The sequence below is a fragment of the Nostoc sp. genome (assembly GCF_036917195.1).
Lineage (GTDB): Bacteria > Cyanobacteriota > Cyanobacteriia > Cyanobacteriales > Nostocaceae > Nostoc.
Map to the genome: position 1 here is coordinate 1 of NZ_JBALDG010000005.1, position 22,995 is coordinate 22,995.

Annotated in this window: 19 protein-coding genes and 1 pseudogene; 5 read left to right on the forward strand and 15 right to left on the reverse strand. The window is 43.1% G+C overall.

Annotation, left to right across the window (positions count from 1 at the left end; all coding sequences use genetic code 11):
- Positions 1-91: 91 nt before the first annotated feature.
- The 6 genes from V7K40_RS00560 to V7K40_RS00585 all read right to left on the reverse strand — a co-directional run bounded on the left by V7K40_RS00560 (position 92) and on the right by V7K40_RS00585 (position 5,441).
- Positions 92-631, reverse strand: a complete 540-nt coding sequence (locus tag V7K40_RS00560; protein ID WP_334955885.1) for a DUF4126 domain-containing protein — start codon at positions 629-631, stop codon at positions 92-94.
- A 398-nt stretch (positions 632-1,029) separates the two neighbouring features.
- Positions 1,030-1,437: a hypothetical protein gene (locus V7K40_RS00565; protein WP_334955886.1), complete on the reverse strand. Its 408-nt coding sequence runs from the start codon at positions 1,435-1,437 to the stop codon at positions 1,030-1,032.
- 167 nt (positions 1,438-1,604) lie between these two features.
- Positions 1,605-2,900: an adenylosuccinate lyase gene (purB, locus tag V7K40_RS00570; RefSeq protein WP_334955887.1), complete on the reverse strand. Its 1,296-nt coding sequence runs from the start codon at positions 2,898-2,900 to the stop codon at positions 1,605-1,607.
- Between the two features lie 40 nt (positions 2,901-2,940).
- On the reverse strand, positions 2,941-3,492 hold the full coding sequence (locus V7K40_RS00575) for a YetF domain-containing protein (RefSeq protein ID WP_334955888.1): 552 nt from the start codon (positions 3,490-3,492) through the stop codon (positions 2,941-2,943).
- 165 nt (positions 3,493-3,657) lie between these two features.
- Entirely contained in the window at positions 3,658-4,665 is a 1,008-nt protein-coding gene (locus V7K40_RS00580) for a YihY/virulence factor BrkB family protein (protein ID WP_334955889.1), read from the reverse strand.
- Between the two features lie 623 nt (positions 4,666-5,288).
- Complete coding sequence (locus tag V7K40_RS00585) at positions 5,289-5,441, reverse strand: hypothetical protein (RefSeq protein ID WP_334955890.1); 153 nt, start codon at positions 5,439-5,441, stop codon at positions 5,289-5,291.
- A gap of 51 nt (positions 5,442-5,492) precedes the next feature.
- Between V7K40_RS00585 and V7K40_RS00590 the strand changes: the two genes are divergently transcribed.
- Positions 5,493-6,125, forward strand: coding sequence for a PEP-CTERM sorting domain-containing protein (locus V7K40_RS00590; RefSeq protein WP_334955891.1), 633 nt, complete (start codon positions 5,493-5,495; stop codon positions 6,123-6,125).
- Between the two features lie 346 nt (positions 6,126-6,471).
- Here the strand turns inward: V7K40_RS00590 and V7K40_RS00595 are convergent, their stop codons facing one another.
- The 4 genes from V7K40_RS00595 to V7K40_RS00610 form a co-directional block, all read right to left on the reverse strand.
- Positions 6,472-8,001, reverse strand: a complete 1,530-nt coding sequence (locus tag V7K40_RS00595) for a YifB family Mg chelatase-like AAA ATPase (protein WP_334955892.1) — start codon at positions 7,999-8,001, stop codon at positions 6,472-6,474.
- 151 nt (positions 8,002-8,152) lie between these two features.
- Positions 8,153-8,851 carry a DevA family ABC transporter ATP-binding protein gene (locus V7K40_RS00600; protein ID WP_334955893.1) on the reverse strand — a complete coding sequence of 233 codons (699 nt, stop codon included), beginning with the start codon at positions 8,849-8,851 and terminating at the stop codon, positions 8,153-8,155.
- A gap of 73 nt (positions 8,852-8,924) precedes the next feature.
- Entirely contained in the window at positions 8,925-10,100 is a 1,176-nt protein-coding gene (gene devC, locus V7K40_RS00605; protein ID WP_334955894.1) for an ABC transporter permease DevC, read from the reverse strand.
- Positions 10,097-11,404 (reverse strand): ABC exporter membrane fusion protein, encoded by a 1,308-nt coding sequence (locus V7K40_RS00610; protein WP_334955895.1) that lies wholly within the window; start codon positions 11,402-11,404, stop codon positions 10,097-10,099. The genes devC and V7K40_RS00610 overlap by 4 nt, the downstream gene beginning before the upstream one ends.
- Before the next feature lie 376 nt (positions 11,405-11,780).
- Here V7K40_RS00610 and V7K40_RS00615 point away from each other — a divergent pair, with 376 nt between their 5' ends.
- Positions 11,781-12,398: a TetR/AcrR family transcriptional regulator gene (locus tag V7K40_RS00615; protein ID WP_334955896.1), complete on the forward strand. Its 618-nt coding sequence runs from the start codon at positions 11,781-11,783 to the stop codon at positions 12,396-12,398.
- Between the two features lie 379 nt (positions 12,399-12,777).
- Here the strand turns inward: V7K40_RS00615 and infC are convergent, their stop codons facing one another.
- Positions 12,778-13,293: a translation initiation factor IF-3 gene (infC, locus tag V7K40_RS00620; protein ID WP_334955897.1), complete on the reverse strand. Its 516-nt coding sequence runs from the start codon at positions 13,291-13,293 to the stop codon at positions 12,778-12,780.
- Between the two features lie 209 nt (positions 13,294-13,502).
- Here infC and V7K40_RS00625 point away from each other — a divergent pair, with 209 nt between their 5' ends.
- Positions 13,503-14,846 (forward strand): DEAD/DEAH box helicase, encoded by a 1,344-nt coding sequence (locus V7K40_RS00625; RefSeq protein ID WP_334955898.1) that lies wholly within the window; start codon positions 13,503-13,505, stop codon positions 14,844-14,846.
- A 250-nt stretch (positions 14,847-15,096) separates the two neighbouring features.
- Here V7K40_RS00625 and V7K40_RS00630 read toward each other — a convergent pair whose 3' ends face one another.
- Complete coding sequence (locus V7K40_RS00630) at positions 15,097-15,354, reverse strand: hypothetical protein (RefSeq protein ID WP_334955899.1); 258 nt, start codon at positions 15,352-15,354, stop codon at positions 15,097-15,099.
- A gap of 105 nt (positions 15,355-15,459) precedes the next feature.
- The gene (gene dnaG, locus V7K40_RS00635) at positions 15,460-17,400 is read right to left on the reverse strand and encodes a DNA primase (RefSeq protein WP_334955900.1); all 1,941 of its coding nucleotides are present in this window, start codon (positions 17,398-17,400) and stop codon (positions 15,460-15,462) included.
- Between the two features lie 141 nt (positions 17,401-17,541).
- On the opposite strand from dnaG, the gene V7K40_RS00640 reads away from it, so the two are divergent.
- Positions 17,542-18,894, forward strand: a complete 1,353-nt coding sequence (locus V7K40_RS00640) for an N-acetylmuramoyl-L-alanine amidase (RefSeq protein ID WP_334955901.1) — start codon at positions 17,542-17,544, stop codon at positions 18,892-18,894.
- Between the two features lie 328 nt (positions 18,895-19,222).
- Here V7K40_RS00640 and V7K40_RS00645 read toward each other — a convergent pair.
- A pseudogene (locus V7K40_RS00645) lies at positions 19,223-19,336 on the reverse strand (Uma2 family endonuclease); the annotation flags it as partial.
- A gap of 363 nt (positions 19,337-19,699) precedes the next feature.
- On the opposite strand from V7K40_RS00645, the gene bchD reads away from it, so the two are divergent.
- Complete coding sequence (gene bchD, locus V7K40_RS00650; protein ID WP_334955902.1) at positions 19,700-21,724, forward strand: magnesium chelatase ATPase subunit D; 2,025 nt, start codon at positions 19,700-19,702, stop codon at positions 21,722-21,724.
- Between the two features lie 51 nt (positions 21,725-21,775).
- Here the strand turns inward: bchD and V7K40_RS00655 are convergent, their stop codons facing one another.
- On the reverse strand, positions 21,776-22,570 hold the full coding sequence (locus V7K40_RS00655; RefSeq protein WP_334955903.1) for an RNA polymerase sigma factor SigF: 795 nt from the start codon (positions 22,568-22,570) through the stop codon (positions 21,776-21,778).
- Positions 22,571-22,995 lie beyond the last annotated feature (425 nt).

Below are 22,995 nucleotides of genomic sequence, written 5' to 3' on the forward strand. Positions count from 1 at the left end.
GGTCGTTTCTTTCATCAGGCTTTTATAACGTAAAAGCTAATCTAGTTAAGCATTATACCTTTTTTTGTCTTTTACTTTTGTTTAAGTCCCGCTAACTTTTCTGCCAATACCAGTCATACCACTGCTTCGCGCTACGAACTGCAAACCAGAGCAGCATTAAAGCAATTAATCCTCCTTGCGAGGGAGCACCAAAGGCAAAAAGTACTAGAGCTACACACAAGGTATCTTGAAGAAAGACTGCCCACAAAGGTAAGCCACGTAACCGATAGAACCAACCAACTTGAACTAGCTGGAGTACTAAAGCTAACAAACCCCCAATTAAGGCAATTAGCCAGTTTGGCGTTGCTGTTGCAGAAGCTACTCCTAACCCCATAATTGCTCCCACGAGGGGAGACATGAATAATTCAACCAGTTGTAGCAATCTTTGCCCCCATAGCTTTTTTGAGGCTAATAATTCAATTAAAGACCAACAGCTGAGGCAGCCTAATAAGATTGGTGGAGAAATGTGAGACAAAATTGGAACTTGTGACCATAAGTTACTACCCTGCAACAGTCCGATAATCAGCAGAGGTGTACCTATTCTCATTCCTGCTGCCGCAGAGGCAGAAAGCGTGGCTAGGATTTCAATCATTAGGGCACTCAGAGTGCTAGGTGAGTAAGTATTTGTTGTTTATACTACCCACTGCTAGTAATAATTCCAGCACTGAACTAAAATTTGTCGGACTTACGCAATACATTTATTCGTTGAGGTTGGGCATGAGGCATTGGTTAATTTTCCATGCCCAATGCATGACCAATGTCCAGCTTAAATACTTGATTTTTAGTTGCTCAAACGTAATATCAAGTTCGGGTGATTACTTTTAATAAAATCTATCAATGTAGGTTAGGTTGAACGGCAATTTTCTTATAAAGACTATCGAGCAAGACTTAGTTAAGTAGCAAAAATCAAATCAGAATTTGGCTTGGGGAAAGGTTAATGTTTAGTGCCTTGTGGTTTTTGAATTGTCGTTGTGAGAGACAATAACTCTACTACATCAGCCCTTTCTCTTCATCCTCTTCTTTTGGCAAAGGTATTGTTATCAAATTAAAATTCGCTGTATTCCCTACAAAAGCTCCATTTATGAGTATCAAAGACTCGTTGACGAGTATCAAAGACTCGTCCGCGAGTATCAAAGACTCGTTCACGAGTAAAAAAGACTCGTTCACGAGTATCAAAGACTCGTTCACGAGTATCAAAGACTCGTCAGCGAGTATCAAAGACTCGTTCACGAGTATCAAAGACTCGTCAGCGAGTATTAAAGACTCATTCACGAGTATCAAAGACTCGTCAGCGAGTATTAAAGACTCATTCACGAGTATCAAAGACTCGTTGACGAGTATTAAAGACTCATCGGCGAGTCTAATTAATCGCTTTCTAACCCGCGTATTGCTTTGCATAAGCCAAAGGCTATGCGGATAAAGCCTCGTGTAGATGAGCCAAGGCTGTGTGTATTTTGCCTGTGTTGAAGCAACTGGCGTGCGGTTTTTTACCCACTAATTTCAAGTAAATAGGAGTTATAGCAATTCGTAATCCCCTATGAACCCATGCCAATTACCAATTAAAGCTAAATACCCAACCTTTGGTAAACCTCTTCTAAATGCAGAAGATGCTGTTGGGGGTCAAAACTCATCTCAATTTCTGCTAGGGACAACTTTTGGGTAACACGAGAGTCTTTGGTAATTAAGTCGTGAAAATTGCCTTCTGGCTTATTCCAAGCAGCATGAGCGTTTTCTTGAACGATCGCATAAGCCTCTTCACGGCTGCTTCCCTTGTCTATCAAGGCAAGTAGCACTTTTTGGCTGAACACAACGCCACCATAGGAGTTGAGATTTCGTTCCATGTTCTCAGGATAGACCAATAGGTTTTTCACCAAGTCGGTTATTTCTATCAACATAAAATGCGTCAAAGTGCAAGCGTCTGGCAAAATTACCCGTTCTACAGAACTGTGAGAAATATCCCTTTCATGCCAGAGAGCTACGTTTTCCAAGGCTGCACCTGCATGACTTCTGACGAGTCGTGCCATTCCTGTCAGCCGTTCCGAACGGATGGGATTACGCTTGTGTGGCATCGCTGAGGAACCTTTTTGACCTTTGGCGAAGAATTCTTCAACTTCCAGAACGTCTGTTTTTTGCAGATTGCGAATTTCTACAGCAAAACGTTCGATGGATGCCGCTACTAAAGCTAATTGTTGCACATAGTCAGCGTGGCGATCGCGGGAAATAACTTGTGTTGAGGCCGTATCGGGTTTGAGTCCGAGTTTTTGGCAAGCGATCGCTTCTACACGCGGTTCAACGTTAGCATAGGTTCCTACCGCACCAGAAATTTTACCCACAGCAATAGTTTGGTGAAGAATTCTCAAGCGTTCTTGGTGTCGCAACACTTCTGCTAACCAGCCAGCTAGCTTGAAACCAAAAGTAATCGGTTCAGCGTGGATACCATGCGATCGACCAGCCATCACTGTATGACGATGTTCTTGTGCTTTTTGGCGAATTACCTGAATCAAATCTTCCAGACGTTGCAATAATATATCCAGGCTGGCAACCAATTGCAGTGCTAAAGCTGTATCCAAAACATCCGAACTGGTTAAACCCAGGTGAATGTAGCGTCCGGCATCACCCACATATTCGTTGACATTTGTCAAGAAAGCGATGACATCGTGGCGGACTACAGCCTCAATTTCCAGCACCCTATCGGGGTCAAAATCTGCCTTGGCCTTAATTTCCTCAACCGCCTGAGATGGAATGTAACCCAGTTCAGCTTGAGCCTCACAAACAGCAATTTCGACTTGCAGCCAAGTTTTTAGTTTATAGGCTTCACTCCACAGATTAGCCATTTCGGGCAAAGTATAGCGCTCAATCACAGTTCGGCACAGAATACAACCGTCATATTTTACAGTCTAATTAATGTAGATCACTTTTTAGTGCTGCTTTTTGCTCAGGGACAGAACGAGTTTTTGAATCAAAGGTGATGATACTAATCCTACCGTCAGCCTCTATATATGCAAACTTCACATCTGCTAAAAATTCCACACCTTGCTGACGTAACTTGCTCATCAACTCATCGTCTGTAATTAACTCTCGTTGCAAATGACGCTGAATCATCCGACCATTTTTTACCAGTAGCAGCGGTGGCTGATTCATAAAACGTTGAAACTGGGGTATTTTGTAGCCTAACCAATTTAGCAAATAGCTCCAAAAAATCACAGTTCCTACCAGAATAGCGCCCTCAGTAATCGATGTATAATTGCTCGCCATAGCATTTTGGGCAGCTTCAGCAAATAGCACAACTACTAGTAAATCACTTATTCCTAGTGTTCCTAGTTGTCGGCTAGGAAGGAAACGTAGCACTGAAAATAGCGCTAAATATACCAGCGAACCACGGATAATCAACTCCAATACGCTAATGCTAGGAACAAAGATTGACTGCCAATTGATAAAAAACCATTTTTCCATTAACACTGATTTTCTTCCTTTCTCAATAGATTTCTGGAAAAAATCCAGGATAAGGTTATTTATCTGTGGTCTTATTTCATAAAACTGACTTTTATTAGAGGTTAAATCCTTTAATATTTATCAGATTTACAAATATAAAATCACAGTATTCCAAGATTAAAATCGCTAATCTTTTCTTCTATTTTTTAAGCGTTTCGGCTTCTTAAAAGACTGGAATAAGCGATTAATCAAGTTAGAAGATGGCTTTTTATTAGTGGACGATCGCCCTGTTGGATTTGTGCCATTATCTTCGGTATTATCAGACAGAGGTATGGCATCCTTTGTTGGGACTATACCGCTTCCATACCTTCTGGCATAAACTTGGGTAAACTCTGCACCGAAGAAAAGAATCTGTGCAGCATAGTTAACCCAAGCTAAAAGCACTACCAGTGAACCGGCAGCACCGTAGGTAGAACCAAAACTGCCATTACCTAGATATTGTCCTAATAAAAACCTACCGATAGAGAACAAAAATGAGGTAATAACAGATCCAATAAAAACATCATTCCAAGTAATTTTGACATCTGGCAGAACTTTGAAAATTAATCCAAATAGTGCTGTAGTGATCGAAAAAGATAAAACAAAGTTAACTATTCGCCAGAGGAAATCAATACCGGGTAGGATGTTGCCAAAGTATTTTACTAATGCTGCTAACCCCGTACTAATTACCAGAGAAACTAAAAGTAGAAAGCCAATCCCGATCACCATTGCAAAGGACAAAAAGCGTAGGCGAATCATGTTATTTACGCCGCGTCCGGGTTTCGGTTTGACTTCCCAAATCGTGTTGAGGGAATCTTGCAACTCGGTAAATAAACCAGTAGCACCCACTAGCAAAACTACAACACTAATAATGGAAGCCATCGCTCCTGTTTGTGGTTTGTTAGCATTCTGAATAGCTGTTTGGATAAATTGTGCCCCATCTTTACCGACTAAACCTTGAATTTGTCCAACGATTTGACCCCTTGCTGCATCTTCTCCAAATACTACCCCTGCGATCGCAATTACAATAATCAACAACGGTGCAATGGAAAAAATTGTGTAGTAAGCTAAGGCCGCCGCTAACCGTGAAGCTTTATCCTCATTCCATTCTTTGAATGTCTCTTGTAATAACTTCCAAATCGCCTGTAAATTCATCCAATCAGTCTCCTTAGGGAATGTCGCTTACTTCCTGATATATTGGATACTTATTTCTTAAGTAACGGCATCCACCCAAGGGAGTTTGTGCAGCGTCCTGGAGGAGGAATTTAGTAGAGTCGATAATTTCCTTGACGGTACTATCTATAAATAATTTGCTTTTTGGTGACAATAGGTAATGCGATAGCTTTAGTATATAAAATGCAGTGAAAGCGATCACATAATTGTTTGATTGATTAGTCATTAGTCACTAGTCATTAGTAAGAGCGCTTTTGAAGTGCATACCCCCCCTCTTGTGGCGCGGAAAAACTTTCTTATATCGGACTAATTCAAACCACGTTCAAGAGAGAATCATAAATTAGACTTTAGTAGCTTGCACTTTAGTACAGCGCAAGCAATATTCTTTAAACCCTTATCTCTAGGGTAGACTCATATAAAATATTAACTTAAAATTTGGTATTGCTGAATCTAGGTATAAAATTTAAAAATTCTAGATATTAAACTTTTATTCTCTATGCCTCTGTTTTAAAAAGTTCTCATCTAAGTAAGCCTGAGTTTTTGACTTTTCGCTGCGTCTGGAGCGTGAGCAAATTCATCCTCTCATTCAGCAACGCCGAAAATTTTTACTGCATCCTATCTATCGTGCGATATTGAATTACTTCCGCCACCTGATTGGTTTTTAGCTCATCGTCTCCGGCTAAATCTGCAATAATCCGTATTACTTTGAGAATGCGATGTCTACGACGGGCTACGCCTACGTGCCAATTGGCGCTCATAAAGATGTACTGATGTTGATAATATAACAAAGCAACTGTTACCTAAAAGCAATGACACAGACGGCAGTAATTACAGAAGCGATTACCACTCTTCAGGATGCAGAAAATCGATTTAGTTTTGTCCGTGTTGAAGACGAGGAGTTTTTCTCAGAGTGGTATGAGGGATTGTCTGAAATTACGGAAGCGGAAAAAGCCTCTGTGGATGTCGTGCGGCGCAGGTATCTCTATCACCGTGCCGGAGGTGATTTACTAGAAGGGACAGTCATATTGTTGTTGGTGTCACCAATACTTGCACTCTCCGGATTTTACGAGCCTCCTTTCAGAATTAAGGCTGAATCATCCGTGGAATTAGTGCTGGATGATGGCGAGGAGATACTGCGCGGACAAATTGACGTTTTAGTGCTACAAGAGCAGTTCTGGGTGATAGTATTATCGGCACAAGTACCTGAACCATCAGAAGTGTTAGGCATTCTTGCTTTAGGTGTCATCGGTTTAGTTACCAGAATTAAGCGCTTACCTTCTGTGCAAAAACCGGAAAACCCTCTTTCCCCCTGCCGTCTTTATGATAAGTCTTTAAGCGGACATGATATAACCCTCTTTTGTCACTTTGGGAGAAACCAATTGCTGAAAGACTTTCAGGGCTTTAATCTTCAGGTTTTGGCTACAAATTTTAGTTCCTGTTAGAAAATAGAGGTTCAAAGCTTGACTCAATCAAAGTTTCAGAATCAAGCTTCGATTATTGTTTTCCGAGAGTGACAAAACAGGGATAATGCTCTTTAATCATTCTCTCCGGAGAAAAAACAATAATCTTTGCTAAAAAAGACTTTCAGGCAAAAAGGATGATTTTAGCCATAATGTTAGAAAATAAAGCTCCAAACCTAGTTTCTGACTCTTGTTTAAAAGTTGGCTAAGATTTTTCTTTGAGCAGAGTGATGGAAGAGCGATAACAAGCCCCTAAATTTATTTATGGGCTTGTACCTTTTTCTTTATGGTCAACCCTTAACAGACTTAAGCCATCATTACAAGATTCCTACTGCATTCTATCAATTGTGCGATATTGAATCGCTTCGGCTACATGATTGGTTTTGAGCTCATCGTCTCCCGCTAAGTCTGCAATAGTCCGTGCTACTTTGAGAATGCGATCGCTTGCTCTTGCCGATAAACCTAATTTTCTAATTGCTACTTCTAATAAATTGCGACTAGCATCATCTAGCTTGCACCATTCCTGGAGATGACGACTCTGCATATGGGAATTGCAACGCAGATTTGCTTCTTTTTGGAAGCGGGTAATTGCGCGATCGCTTGCTTGTTGAACCCGTTGGCGCACTGATGTTGATGCTTCTCCCGTAGGTTGTTGAGTAATTTCTTCTGGTTTCAAGCGATTCACCGCAACTTGTAAATCAATTCGATCCATCAATGGCCCAGAAAGTTTTGCCCAATATTGCTCGCGTTGACGAGGAGAACAAGTACATTGTTGGATGGTATCGCCATAGTAACCACAAGGACAGGGATTAGTACTCGCCACCAAAGTAAACTGTGCAGGAAACATTACCGATAGTTTGGTGCGGGAAATTGTCACGTAGCCATCTTCTAAAGGTTGACGTAGAAATTCTAAAACATCTCGTTTAAATTCTGTGAGTTCATCGAGGAACAGTACACCTCTGTGAGATAGTGAGATTTCCCCAGGACGAGGAAAGCTACCGCCACCCACAAGAGAAGGCCCGGATGCTGAGTGGTGGGGGCTGCGAAAAGGGCGATCGCGTACCAATGAACCACGATTTTTCAATAAACCAGCCACCGAATGGATGCGAGTCACTTCTAAAGATTCGGCAAAACTTAGGGGCGGCAAAATTCCTGGTAAGCGTCGTGCTAACATAGTTTTACCACTACCAGGCGGCCCAACAAAAATTAAATTATGCCCGCCAGCAGCAGCAATTTCTAAAGCACGACGCGCATGAGCTTGTCCTTTGACATCATGCAAATCTGCGCCAGGGTAGGATACTGTTGCTATCTCCGTTGTGCCATCTATCTGCACAGGTTTGTAACGCCCCGGATTATTTAAAAAATCCACCACCTCAGACAGATGTTTGCAGCCGTAAACAGCCAAGTCTTGAACCACAGCCGCTTCTTGGGCATTATCAGCAGGGAGAACTAAACCTGCAATTCCCATCTTTTGAGCAGCTGCTGCGATCGGTAAGACACCAGCCACCGGACGCAAACTGCCATCTAAAGAGACTTCGCCCAAGAAGAGATAATCCCCCAACATATCAGCGCTAACTTGTTCAGAAGCCGCCAAAATTCCCACACTAATAGGCAAATCGAAACAGGGGCCTTCTTTCCGTAAATCTGCCGGAGTTAAATTGATCACAATTTTCCGCATGGGAAAGGCGAAACCTGCATTCTTCAGCGTTGCTTTGACTCTTTCTCTTGATTCTTGAATCGCTGAATCTGGCAGTCCCAAGACAACAATTCCCGGTAATCCCCCTGACACATCGACTTCCACGCCTACTTTGACGGCATCGATGCCCACAATTGATGCACTCCAGACTCTGGCAAGCATTTATTATATAACAGTAAACCTTTCAAATGTCTAGCAGATCAGTCGGTAGATTGACATTAGTGAAACCACAGAGACGATTTTCCGATCAAAATAGTTAAATAGCACTTTCTGGCTATTTTCTTGTTAATAAAACATCTTGAAAAGAACCAGCCTAACTAACTGCAACAACAGCACCGTCATTTACTAACTTCCCATCTTCCATGTATACGATGCGATCGGCAATATCTAGAATGCGGTTGTCATGAGTAACTAAGAGAATAGTACAATCCTGTTCTTTAGCTAGTGTTTGCATCAAGTTGACCACATCTCGTCCCGATTTACTGTCAAGGGCGGCGGTGGGTTCATCCGCTAAGACAATTTTAGGACGACCAACTAGAGCACGAGCGATCGCTACTCGTTGTTTTTGTCCCCCTGATAAGTCATCAGGATAATAATTCAGGCGCTCTCCTAATCCTACCTCCTCCAACATTTGGGCTGACCGGGTTTTCATTTCAAGTTGCGAAATATTTTTGTGCAATTCCAAGCCCATTCTGACGTTTTGCAACGCACTCAGGCTACCGTGCAGATTGTGCGCTTGGAAAATATAACCATTATTGCGTCGCGCCTGGGTGAGTCGTCTGGCGTTAGCACCACAAAGTTCTTGTTCCAAAACCTGCAAACTACCAGATTGGGCAGAACGTAAGCCGCCGACTAAAGTGAGAAGTGTAGTTTTACCAGAACCAGAAGGCCCAGTCATAATAATAATTTCGCCGGCGTTAATATCTAGATTGATATCAAAGAGAACTTGCTTGCGAAGTTGACCATGACCGAAGTAGTGGTCAAGATTTTTGACAGAGATAACAGGAAGCATACCGATTTTAGATTTTAGATTTTAAATTTTAGATTTGGAATTATTAATTATCCTTACGCCCCATAGCCATTTTTTAAAACATATCTGCAGGGTCGGCGGACTGTAATTTACGAGTGGCGATCGCACCCGAAATTAAACACATAATCATAGTCAGCACTAACACTGTCAAGGCTCGTGCTAAGGTCATATATACAGGTAAATTCGTAGCATTACGAGTCATATGGTAGAGTCCCAAGGGCACAATTGCTCCTGGGATAAAGCCCAGTACTGCCAGAATTACTGCCTCTTCAAACACCACACTTAGTAGGTAAAGATTGTTATAACCCATTGCTTTGAAGGTGGCATATTCCTTCATATGGGCATTCACATCCGTAGAAAGAACTTGATAGACGATAATTACCCCTACCAAAAACCCCATCGTTACACCTAGACTGAAAATAAACCCGATGGCGGTGTTTTTCTGCCAATAGTCCCTCTCAAAGGCGATAAATTCATCGTGGGTAAAAACTTTGACATCCTTACCCAGGTAAGATTTCAAGGTGTTTGCCACTTGCTTTGGGTCATAGCCTGGTTGTAGCTGAATCAAACCTAAACTTACACTGCTTGCCTGTTGTCTGGGAAATAATCGCAAAAAGTTTTGATCGCTGGTAATCAAGCTACCATCTGCGATAAAAGAAGCTCCAACCTTAAATAAGCCATTAATAGTAATTGTGCGTCGTTCTATTTCGGTTGTAACGGGTTTACCCTGTTCAATTTGGGCGATTACCTTTGTATAGTCTCCTCTAGAAGCACTGTCAAACAAGACGCTATCTGGTAACTTAATCACGTCCAAGTCGCGGTTAACTTCCGGTAAGTCAAAAAGTTGCTTGTCAGGATTGAACCCTATAACTAGTACCGCTGTTTCCTGGTGCGTTTGGGGATTTTTCCAATCGATAAAGTTGAGATACATTGCTTCGGTTGACTTCACCCCCGGCATATCCATTGCCTGGTACAGTCGCCGCCGAGGAAATGTAGACATATTTGCCAGGTTACGAGCTTGGGGACTAACTAACATGATGTCTCCTTGCATACTGGCATGTAGCCTGGTGTTACTGTCAAACAGGGCATTCTGAAACCCTAGCTGCATGAACATGAGAACATCGGCAAAGGCAATGCCTGACAATGCCACCAAAAAACGCCCTTTTTCATGACTCAATTGCAGCCATCCTAGAGGCGTCCGCCGCCGCAGTTGCTGGATAAATCCAATCACAGTTCAATCACCGCCTTGACTTGCAGATTAGTTAAGCTAGTAGCTTCTTGGCTGGATAGCCGATTCATCTGCACATGCACTTCCACTACTCTGGCATCAATATTGCTAGAAGGGTCGGCATTGATAACATTCTGCCGTTTTATCTGCATACCAATCCAATCTACCCTTCCGAATAATTCATTAGGTAGGGAATCGCTACTGATGCGTACTCGTTGCCCCGGACGCACTTTCTTAATATCAGTTTGATAAACTTCTGCTACCGTATACATTTGGTCGGTTTGACCTAGATCCACAATTCCTTCATTACCAACAGTTTCTCCCGATCGCGTATTAATCTCTAAAATTCGACCAGGTTTAGGAGCCAGAACGTATGCCTGTGCCAGTTCTGCTTTAATTTTCTCGGCGGTGGCTTGAGCACTGTCTATTTCTGCTTGTGCAGTTGCTACATCTGTTGGACGCACTTCAGCGGTTTGGTTCAGCGTGGCTTTTGCCTCATTAATTTGCTGTTGCAAGGTGGCTGAAGTTTTGTTCTGGTTGGCTTTTGCCTCATTAATTTGCTGTTCTAGAGTGGCGATAGTTGTTCTCTGGGTAGCTTGGCTTTCCAGCAACTGCTGAGTGGAAGTTTCTGCACTCAAGCGTCTCCTGTCAACTTCCTGACTGGAAATTGCTCCTTGTTGGTATAAAGTCTCGTAGCGTTGGGCGTCAGCTTGGGCATTACCTTTCTCGGCTGTTAAGCGAGCCACTGTTGCTTTTAACTGCTGTTTTTGACCCTCTAGTTCCGCTTCTAGGCGATTAATTGTGGCTTGCTGAGTTTTGATATCTCCCTCTAGTTCAGCTTGTATACGGCTCACAGAGGCTTGCCGCGCCCCAATTTCTCCCTGTTTCGCTCCCGCTCTTACTTGGGCAAGACGGAATTTGGCTACTTGGACTTGTTTTTCTGCTTCACGCAAATTTGCTTGTAGGCGATCGCGACTGTCCATAACCGCAATTACCTGCCCAAATCTTACCCTATCCCCTTCTTTAACCAAGAGTTGTTCAACGCGATTCCCTTCATTCGAGGTAGGTGCAGAAAGTTTTATTACCTCTCCTTTCGGTTCCAACCGCCCCAACGCTGTTACTGTTTTTACCACTTGCTTGGGTGAGGGTGATGTGGCTTGCGGCTTCTTAGCTGTACTCTGAAACTTTTGTATCGCATAAACACTTAATGCACCTAGCATAAAAGATGCTAACATTGCCAACAAAACAGGCAATCTGAAGATATTTTGGGAAAACCGCGATTCATCTAGCTTTAAGTTTCGCTCCATAGCACCCATCTTAGACTAGTGGACAATAAAACTAAACCGTATAGTTTTACTATACTAAACTAAATGGAGTAGTTTAGTCAATATCGCGTAGCTAAAGTTGTTACTAATTTGTCCTACATACCAAATCTAGATAAATATGCATATAATTAGCCTGCAAAGGCAGGCTTGCTAAGTTTAGTCCAAAGCTTCTAGGCTATGGGCATAATATGTATGCTCATAGAGAATTGGAAAAAGCCAATGAAAGGATAAAGCTTAAGGAAAGAAAAATTTATTTTAGAGCAATTCTCTTATTGAGATTGATTGCAAAGGCGAGAGGATTTTGAATTTTAATTTGAATTATTTTTAAGATGGTTCCACAGCACAGGATAATTAAAAAATGACCCACATAAAAATTAACGAAGTTGAGCGGGAGGGTTCAAACGATAAAGTCGAAAAAATTTTACAAGGCGCGATGCAAGAGTTTTTGGCACATGGCTATGCTGGTGCAAGCATGGATCGGGTAGCAGTAGGATCAGGCGTTTCTAAAGCAACAGTTTACAGCCACTTTCACGATAAAGAAGGACTTTTTAAAGCATTAATGGAGCAACTAGCAAGAAAGCGGTTTGAGTCAGTTTTTGGTACACAACCTCTTGAGGGAGAACCTCATATCGTCCTGCGGGAGTTGTTAACAAAAGCCTTGACACAGATGCTCAATGACAAGGAATTTCAGGGATTTCAGCGAGTGCTAATTGGGGAGTCTGCTCGTTTTCCGGAGTTATCTCAGGTTTTCCTCAGTTGTATCGCTAAACCTGGGAGCGAGATTATCAGTCAATACCTGGCTTCTCGCCATGAACTCAATATTCCTGATCCAGAGGCAATGGTATGGATTTTGATGGGGTCAATAGTGCATTTAGTGATTGCTCAGGAGATTATGCATGGCAAAGATATTATTCCGATGGAAAGCGATCGCTTGATTGATGCCTTGACACACTTAATCACTAAATGCGCCGATTGAATTAGCTATCCCCCGGCGCTTATTTGATCGGAAGGTCAAATTCACCTTGAGTAACAGTTGACTATTTTGTCGATAAAAGCTACACTATTGCCTCCGGTTTTTTTCGTTCCTTACCGTTGAGCCTAGAATCCCACGGCTTTACGTGAAAACCAGCTAATGCCGTGTTTATCATCGCTGTGAGAGTGTTAATTAGAGGCAGTTCTTGGCAGGGGGCAGGGGAGAAAGAAGACTGCCCACAAGGGGGCAGGGCAGAACAGCGCTCAAATATCAGAAGATTCCGTCCCTAATGGTGGCGGTTCGTACCGAAAATCCTTTTTCTCCCTTGCCTCTTGTTGTCAAAGGCTGCTACAAATACATCCTCCAGCCATTGCAAGATTAACTAGGCAGGAATCACTTGAACAATTAGTGAGCGTTTATCCAGCGACTGGATTTTACCTACTTTACTGAGATCATTTGCAATTCTGTCTAGCATTTCTCCAGCTTGGTCACGATATTGATGTTCTCGGCCTCGTAAACGAATGGCAAACTTCACTGAATCGCCTTTACTCAACCACTCAACTGCTTTCTGAATGCGTAAATTGTAATCAGCTATACCCACGTTTAGACCGAACCGAACTTCCTTTACCGTGGGTCTAGCACTCTGGCTTTGACGTTTTTTCTTTTGATATTGAAGCTTGCCATAGTTAAGAATCTTGGCGATTGGAGCCTCTTTGCCTTGAGAGACTACAACCAAGTCAAGCTCTAAGCTCTCGGCTAGCTGTAGCGCCTCATTGGTGTCGATCAGACCACGATTGTTATTCTCATGGTCAATCAAGAAGACATGAGGTGACTTGATTTGCGAATTAATCAGTTGCTTTTGGATTGCGATAATGAATTTCTCCCAATTGTTTAACACATTATTTTGCAAGTAATGCTAATTTAACACACCACTGAATTAGAGCAACTTTAAGGACACAATGGACTGTAATCTGTTATAATACACAGCTGCGGCACTCGCTCTCAGTCTTTGCGCTACTGCCCATCCAGCCTTTTAATGATTTTTTATCCGTCCGCCTAAGACTGACGCCGCCATTGGCGACAGGCCGATGTTATTTTTGGAGTTTTATGTCTTTTTCTACTCTCGGCTTGTCCAATGAAATTATCCGTGCCGTTACTGAACGAGGGTACACCGAACCCACGCCAATTCAGATCCAGGCGATTCCTGCCGTCTTGTCGGGTAGCGATTTGCTAGCTGGGGCACAAACTGGCACTGGAAAGACCGCTAGTTTTACCCTGCCGCTCCTGCATCGGTTGTCGTCTGACAAGAGCATCAAAGGTACATCTAATGGCTACCGGCCGATCCGGGCGCTGATTCTCACCCCAACTCGTGAACTCGCTGCACAGGTGGAAGAAAGCGTGCGCGAGTACGGCAAGTACTTGCAGCTAAACTCGATGGTGATGTTCGGCGGAGTCGGTATTAATCTGCAAAAACAGCGTTTGAAGAACCGAGTGGATATTCTAGTCGCTACTCCAGGGCGACTGCTAGACCACGTACAGCAGGGCACAGTCAACCTGTCGCATATTGAGGTTTTGGTGCTAGATGAAGCAGATCGGATGCTGGATATGGGCTTTATTCATGATATCCGCCGCATCCTCTCACTCCTGCCCAAACAGCGACAAAATTTGCTATTCTTCGCTACTTTCTCGGACAAAATCAAGGCACTGGCCGCCGGACTGCTCAATCATCCAACGATGATTGAGGTAGCACGCCGCAATGTTACTGCCGACACGATCGCACAGAAAGTTTACCAGGTAGACCGTGACAAAAAACGCCAATTACTTGCTCACCTGATTCGGCGAGATAATTGGTATCAAGTGTTAGTGTTCACTCGCACTAAGTATGGTGCTGACCGTTTGGTTAAGCAGCTGGCTGAAGACCGCATTCAAGCCCTGGCAATCCACGGTAACAAGAGCCAGCCGGTGCGTACCAATGCTCTGGCAAAGTTCAAGAATGGCAGCTTACAGGTATTGGTGGCGACGGATATTGCTGCTAGGGGTCTTGATATCAGCGAACTGCCCCATGTAGTCAACTTCGATCTGCCCAATGTACCGGAAGATTATGTTCATCGCATTGGGCGCACTGGTCGCGCTGGCGCGTCAGGTGAAGCCGTATCGCTGGTGTGTGTCGATGAATACCCTCTATTGGCAGATATTGAAAAACTGATCGAGCAGCGCTTGCCGAAGGAAGTGGTTGCTGGCTTTGGCCCCAACTCTGATACCAAGCCTGAACCAATCCCAAATGGACGCCAACACAGACCGAAACCCGGAGGTGATAAGCGTCCGGCCCGTACTGCTAAACTGTCACCACAGACATCGGTTAAACGTAAGGTAGCGCCACCTGTCACGAATGGCGATAAGTCTGGTGCTCGTTCGTCTGCATCGCGCCGTTCTGCTAAAGGCGATCGCTAATCTTCGTTAGCTGTTCAAAGGATCTGGAAAACCTCACTTCCATTGCTCTCTTCTACAAGCTTAGGAATGCGGATTAAATAAAGTGTAAAACTAGTGACACATAGGTTCAACCAAGAATTAATCTAACTTTCAGGGTAATTGGTGATTCCCGTTGATGGTATCTGGAAACAATCATTTGCAATATACAGCCTCCCTTGCACGGCCGGGAGGTTTTTCTATATTTAGTAAGTTTAAGTTATTGAACAATTAACTACACACCCTCATCTAGTGCCTTCTGAATAGCTTGACGACAAAACTCAGGCGGGTCATCCTTAGCTTTAACTGCATCCTTCATTTCTTTGGTAACACGAAAACTTAATTGGTAAGTCAATAACTCATTCCCCTTTGGTTGTGCTGGTTCAAAATTTTGAGGATTACCTCTAGGGTTAGGCATTGTTGAGAGATGTAAATAAGACTTGATACTAACGAAACCATTAGAATAGAGTTTTAAATTGGTGGTGCTAAACATCTGGAAAATGGTTCACCACCGATACCACTTTTGAGAAAGTGTAGGTGGCACATAAAAATAACCCTCTAAAATGTTTATTCTTAACTGATATCTAAGCATTGTAAGCTACAACAACTCTGTGATGGAAAATAACCGTTGCCGATCTATTTTTTGAAGCTTGATTTTTTCGGCGTAGAAAGCCTGATAATAAGATTGATAACGCTCTGGTTCAGCTTCTGGATCGGTTTGTTGCCATAGTTCCAAAAAGTGACGGTAGCGTTTTTCAAGCATCACCAGATCCATGCAAGCGATCGCAGCTTGAACCACTTGGGGAGTCCGAAGTATTTCTTTCTGGTTTTTTTCATTTACATGAAATAAATGGGAAATTAACCCCATCTCGCTGCCAAATTCTAAAAACTGGTCTTGCAGGCGGGAAATTAAATCTGGTGGAAACGAAAAATTTTTCGTCTCTCCATCACCAGATGAAATTTCTAAAATCTGTTGCCATAAAAATCGGTGGTGAGAAAGACTAAATTGCAAATCTCGTTCTTCTAGTTCGTCACTAATCGCTTGACGCTGTTCAGGACAATGCAAGTAAATTCGCAGTAATAAGGCTTCTGCGTGTTCTAAAAGACTGCGTTCACTAGAAAGTGGGGAGTGGGATTTGCTACCTCCCCATGCTTTCTTGGCTGATACAGGCTTAGTGTATGTAGCCGCAGGGGGAGCAATTTGAGTTAGTAGATTTTCGACTCGTAGAGGTATAAGTCTGATTTCTCCCAAGCTGAGTATTTCTGCACAGTAGGAAACATAATAGTTGCGTGTATCGCTATTAGCTATGTTTTTAAGTAATTTGACTAATTGCTGAGTTACTTGCTGAAAATCAGTAGCCTGTCTCAAGTCGCGGTCTTGAATAATTTGCTGAATCTGCCAGTCTAGCCAAAGTGGCGCATTTTTTAGCAATTCTCCATAATCTTCTGATGTGTGGCTATGCAAGTATTCATCAGCATCTTTACCATCGGGTAGATTGAGAATCTTTAGCTGAACTTCACCTTTATATGCTAGTTCGGCAATTTCACCGATCGCCCGTTCAGCAGCATTTGTTCCAGCTTTATCAGCATCAAAGTTAAGTACTAATTGTTTCGATTCGGTGTAGCGTAATACTAACCGCACTTGTTCTAGGCTTAAGGCAGTACCGAGGGAGGCGACGGCGTTATTAATACCAGCGGCGTGGAGAGCGATCGCATCAAAATATCCCTCTACCACTACCGCTTGATCGAGTTGGGAAATCCCACCTTTGGCTTGATCAAGGGCAAATAATGTTTTACCTTTACTAAAAAGTTCCGTTTCTGGTGAATTCAGATATTTAGGTTGCTCATCCGTGAGGGTTCTACCGCCAAAGGCAATGACGCGCCCTTGGACATCACGGATGGGAATCATCAAGCGATCGCGAAATACATCATAATAACCGCCCCCGGAAGAGCGTGGCTTAATCAAGCCCGCTTTTTCCAGTATCTGCGCGGGCAAACGTTTATCTTCCACTAGATAGCGATAGAGAGTTTCCCAACCTGCGGGAGCATAACCTAAACCAAATTGCTGTATTGTTTCTTCTTTAAGTTGACGGTTAGATTGCAAATATTGAATTGCCTTTTGCCCTTGTGATTGTCTAAGGGCGTGTTGATAAAACTGTGCGGAGGTTGCCAGAACTTCATACAACTGCTCACGCAAAGATAGCTGACGCTGTAATTCTTGGCGTTGTTCGGGTAAGAGTGTTTGCACAGGTACTTGGTAACGCCGTGCTAAATCCAGCACCACGTCAGCAAAAGAACGCTTTCCCAACTCCATGACAAACTTAATGGCATTTCCCCCAGCTTGACAGCCGAAGCAATAGTACATTTGCTTGGTCTGGCTGACGGTGAAACTGGGAGATTTCTCATCATGGAAGGGGCACAAACCGACAAAATCTTTTCCACGTTTGCGTAAAACTACGTACTCCGAGACGACATCTACAATATCAGCCCGTAGTTTAACTTCCTCAATTGTGTCTGGGTGCAAGCGGGGAATTTGCATTCTAGTCTATTTATGAAGTCATGGGTTGGTAATTAACACTGCGGTACATTTCCCAACTGATAGCTATTATATTCTTGTTGCTAGACCAAAAATAATGTATAGAATTGTTTACACTTAATTGGATCAGAGGAAATACTGAAAATGGGACGTATTTTTATATCAGCGGCTCATGGAGGCAAAGAAGCTAGAGGAATCGATCCAGGTGCGATCGCAGGTGGTACAACTGAAGCTAAAGAAATGATTCTGCTCCGGGATTTGATTGTCACGGAACTAAGAGCGCGGAATTTGGAAATTTTAGCAGTCCCTGATGACTTGAGTGCCGCTCAAACTATCACCTGGATCAATTCCCGTGGCCGCCGGGGTGATATCGCCCTAGAAATTGAATCTGATGCGGCTAACAGCCCTTCTGTGCGTGGGGCTAGCGTCTTCTACATTGCTAATAATAGCGATCGCAGAAGCAATGCTGAACAGTTGCTAGTGGGGTTATTGCGCCGCGTACCCCAATTACCGAATCGGGGAGTCAAGCCAGATACAGATAGTGGATTGGGTCGTTTAACATTCTGTCGCCAGACAACGCTTCCAGCTTTGGTGATGCAAGTGGGGTTTCTCAGCAATCCAGAGGATCGGGCTTTACTGCAAACTCGCCGCCGCGATTTTGCTTTGGGAATTGCCGATGGACTAGTAACTTGGAGTCGTGTGATTGACCCCACTCCTGGAACTCCGGCAGAACCAAATTATCCAGCAATTAATATAAATATTAATGGGCAAAATTACTCAGAGCAAGGAGTTTTAGTTAATGGTAATGCTTACATTCCCATTGATTTAGTAGACCTTCTGCGGATTGACCTTTCAAAAGCAGCTAATGTGAATCGGATTACCTATCACAAAGTAGTTTATGTCAAAGCGGTCGAACTGCGAGATTTGAATGTTGCAGTTAGTTGGGATGCTGCAACTCGTACTGTCAGCTTGCGATCAAATTTGGTGGTTTGCCCTGGTCAATTTTCGCGGGTGATGTCGAACGGTAATACTTCCGAAGTCCAGTTACAATTATTTCTTAGAAACAATAATGAAAATGCTTTAGTAAAGTTTCCTGACATCCCAAAACTTTATCGGGAAGAAGCAAGTATAGAGGGAGTAAACTATGATATTGCCTTTTGCCAAATGTGTATAGAAACTGGATTTTTACGGTTTGGTGGTGATATTAAACCTGAGCAAAATAACTTTGCCGGCTTAGGTGCGATCGGTGGTGGTTCGGAGGCTGCATCTTTTGCAAGTGCCAGAATTGGAGTGAGGGCACATATCCAACATTTAAAAGCTTACGCTAGTTTAGAACCTTTGGTACAAGAAGTAGTAGATCCACGGTTTCGCTTTGTCACACGCGGGATTGCGCCATTAATTGATCAGCTATCAGGGCGGTGGTCAGCAGATTTAGATTATGGTACAAAAATTTCAGCAATGCTCAAACGATTATATGAGTCAGCAGGACTTCTTTGAGTATTGAGTAACTTGTTATAGCAATTTTTAGGGTGTTAGCTTTCACCTGTAGTTTAGCAGATTCTGAGGATGCAGTATAGATTCCTTATGCAATTTATCAAAGTTTAAGTAAGTCAGTGAGAAAAATTCAATGTATATGAAACAATGTAAATTTGAATTTGAAGTTTGGTGTGTTACAGAAATGTTTAAAATTAATAAAAATAGTATAAAAATAGTCAAGCATATCTTCAAATTTGGGCTAACGGCTAAAAGATAATGATTATAAATTCATTTCCAAAAATTCTAAAAAATATCTTCAGCCTTTTGCCCAAAAATGATTATCCAGTCAAGTTTCATGGGCTTTACCTTTAGATGCCATTTCAATAATTTCCCCGTTAATTAATTCAATGTGGTCATCTTCATGGAAAAAGCCCAATTCAGTAAGCCTGTGGTATTTATCCAGTGTGAAGCGTTTAGCCTGAGAGGATGTTTGAAAAGTCCTATTGTAGGTATCAAAACGTTCTCGATCCTCCTAAATCCCCCGATAAATTGGGGGACTTTGATTCCGGTTCCCCCTTTTTAAGGGGAGCCAGTCGCTCAGAGGGGTCTCCCCAAGTGGAGCGACTGACGTGGGTTAGGGGGATCAATTAAGTGCCTAAAATCACAGCCAACTACTTTTCAAACAACCTTTGAGCAATACTCATAAATCTTCCTCCCAAGGGAAATGCGTAGACGCGTAGCGGTTTGTCGTTAGACATCGCTCTTATATTCTAAATGTGCCAGAAATTGGTATGCTAAAGGCCGAGACTCGCTATGAAAGCAAACAATGCCTGCGCCTACTATCAATCCCACGATCACTGCCTTTCCCTTGACAGCCGTAGTCGGTCAAGAAGCAATTAAATTAGCCTTGTTGTTAGCAGCTGTTGATCCTGGTTTGGGGGGAGTAGCGATCGCAGGTCGTCGCGGTACGGCAAAATCTGTGATGGCTCGTGCTATCCACGCTCTACTACCGCCCATTGAAGTTGTTAAAGGTTCAATCAGCAACTGTGACCCCAATCACCCAGAAGAATGGGATGATCAACTATTGGCATCCGCAGGCAAAGACATTCAAGATGTTCCCGTCGAAATTATCCCAGCGCCTTTCTTGCAAATTCCTCTAGGTATTACAGAAGACCGACTATTAGGCTCAGTGGATGTTGAAAAGTCGGTAAAACAAGGTGACACTATTTTTCAGCCGGGGTTACTCGCTACAGCAAACCGAGGTGTTTTGTACGTAGATGAAATTAATTTATTAGATGACCAAATATCAAATCAGCTGTTAACAGTATTATCTGAGGGACGCAACCAGATTGAACGGGAGGGAATTAGTTTTCAGCATCCGTGTAAATCCCTGTTTATTGCCACATACAACCCAGAAGAAGGCGGATTACGGGAGCATTTGCTAGATAGAATTGCGATCGCCCTCTCTGCTGATGGTGTACTCGGCTTAGATCAAAGAGTAGCAGCAGTTGAGGTTGCGATCGCCTATTCTAAATCTCCTCAAGACTTTCTTCAGCAGTACAACGAAGATTTAGACTCCCTCAAAACCCAAATCATCTTGGCACGGGAATGGTTGAAAGAAGTAACCATTACCCATGAACAAATTGCCTACTTAGTGGATGAGTCTATTCGCGGAGGAGTTCAGGGACATCGCGCCGAGTTATTCGCCACGCGGGTTGCCAAAGCTGCTGCGGCTTTAGAGGGACGGACAACAGTTAATGCCGAAGATTTGCGCCGTGCTGTAGAACTGGTGATTGTACCACGAGCCACAATTGTGCAGACACCGCCACCTGAGCAACCACCACCACCTCCACCTCCACCCCCACCACAAAATCAAGAAGAACCCCCAGACGAATCAGAAGAGGAAGAACAAGAAGAACAGGAAGAAAATCAAGAACAAGAACCCCCTAGTATCCCGGAAGAATTCATTTTTGATCCGGAAGGGGTAATCCTTGATGACAGCGTGCTGTATTTTACTCAAATGGCGAAGCGACAAGGTAAATCTGGTAGTCGCAGTGTCATATTTTCCGATGACAGGGGACGCTATATTAAGCCAATGTTGCCCAAGGGGAAAGCGCGACGCATTGCAGTAGATGCTACCCTAAGAGCTGCGGCTCCTTATCAAAAAGCCCGAAAAGAAAGACACCCAGACAGAAAAGTTATTGTTGAACAGGCTGATATTCGCTCGAAACGCCTGGTACGCAAAGCAGGGGCGTTAGTAGTGTTTGTGGTAGATGCTTCTGGCTCAATGGCCCTGAACCGAATGCAATCGGCTAAAGGTGCGGTAATGCAACTGTTAACAGAAGCTTATCAAAACCGTGACCAAATAGCATTGATTCCCTTCCGGGGAGAACAGGCGGAGGTGTTATTACCTCCAACACGTTCCATTGCTTTGGCACGTAACCGCTTAGAAAGGTTGCCCTGTGGTGGGGGTTCACCCTTAGCGCATGGTTTAACCCAAGCTGTGCGTGTCGGCTTAAATGCCCAGATGAGTGGAGATATTGGGCAAGTTGTGCTTGTAGCAATCACCGATGGGCGGGGTAATATTCCCTTAGCGCGTTCTTTAGGTGAACAACTAGAACCAGGAGAAAAGCCAGATATCAAAGGGGAATTATTAGAAATTGCTGCCAGAATCCGTGCTTTGGGGATGCAACTATTAGTAATTGATACGGAAAGTAAATTTGTGTCCACTGGCTTTGCTAAGGAATTATCCCAAACAGCAGGTGGTAAATATTATCATTTGCCGAAAGCGACAGATCAAGCTATTGCTGCTATGACTAAAGGTGCGATCGCTGATTTAAAATCTCGATAATTAGTTATTAGTCATTTGTCAGCTGCTTTTCTACTAACCACTGGCCATTGTCTAATGACATGAAGATCCAGTCGGCATTACCTGTGGTTGCAAATAGTAAATCAAATCCTGAATTCCCTTTTGCAGATACCGCGTTACCGTCATTGGACTAGTGCCAATATTCTTAGCAGCATCCTTGCGAGAAAGTTCTTTCAAAAATACCATTTCAACTGCCATACGGGGCTTTTCTTCTAACATATTTATTGCGCCTTGGAGTTGTTGCCGTTCTTCTTCTTCTTGCAGAAAAACATGAGAACGAGGACAAGGAAGTGCCTCACCCAAGGTTATTTGGCAATCAACATAGTTAACAGCGGTCGCATCTAAACTCAAAGGCATACGGTTTTGAGCAGCTAACTTGGTTTCTTGCCATTCTTGCACAGATACTCGAAGTTGGCTGGCAATTTCAGCATCCTTGGGCGCACGACCCAAAGACATTGACAAGTCCTTACGAATCTTTTGCCCTTCATTGTACAGTTCTTGCCAACGACGGGGAATTTTTAATAGAGTACTGCGATCGCGCAAAAAGTGCAGCATCTCACCGCGAATATATGGCACAGCAAAGGAACTAAAAGCATATCCTTGGCTAGGGTCGAAGCGCTCAATTGCCCTAATCAAACCAAAATAACCGATTTGTTCTAAATCTTCATAAGGTTCATTACATTGATGGCTGAATTTATGAGCCATCTTCCGCACTAAGCCAGTATGTAACTGTACAAGTTGATTGCGAAGTTTAATAGAAGGATTCTGGTGGTACAAGTGTAATAATTCTATACCATCAGTTCGTAAAGAGGACTCACTTGTTGCCATATACATTCCTTTGTTGTAACTCCCATTCCTGAGAAAATAGAGTTGCGTATATTTTCTTCTAAGCTGTTATTATTTTGCTTAGTCAGGGCAGAATAAGCCATCGTCGTTTCACTGAACTTGTGAAGGGTCGAACTCCACAATTCAGTATTTGTACGCATGATTTTTCTAACCTCTCTGTTGCAGGTTATTTTTGTTTTTTACATAACTCTTGAATGACACATAATCTTTAGCTTTTGCAACAAAAACTAGCTATTTCTGCTGAATGATGCATAACTGACCTGATAGCCATCTGTCATACTGAGAGCAACGTAAATCAGTACTGAATTAATCGCAAAAGAGACTGGGAAATTTTATCTCTTAGTACGCACCGTCATTAATAAAGGTTGAAAATCCAAATTGAAAGTCGGGTTGATGAACAAAATCTA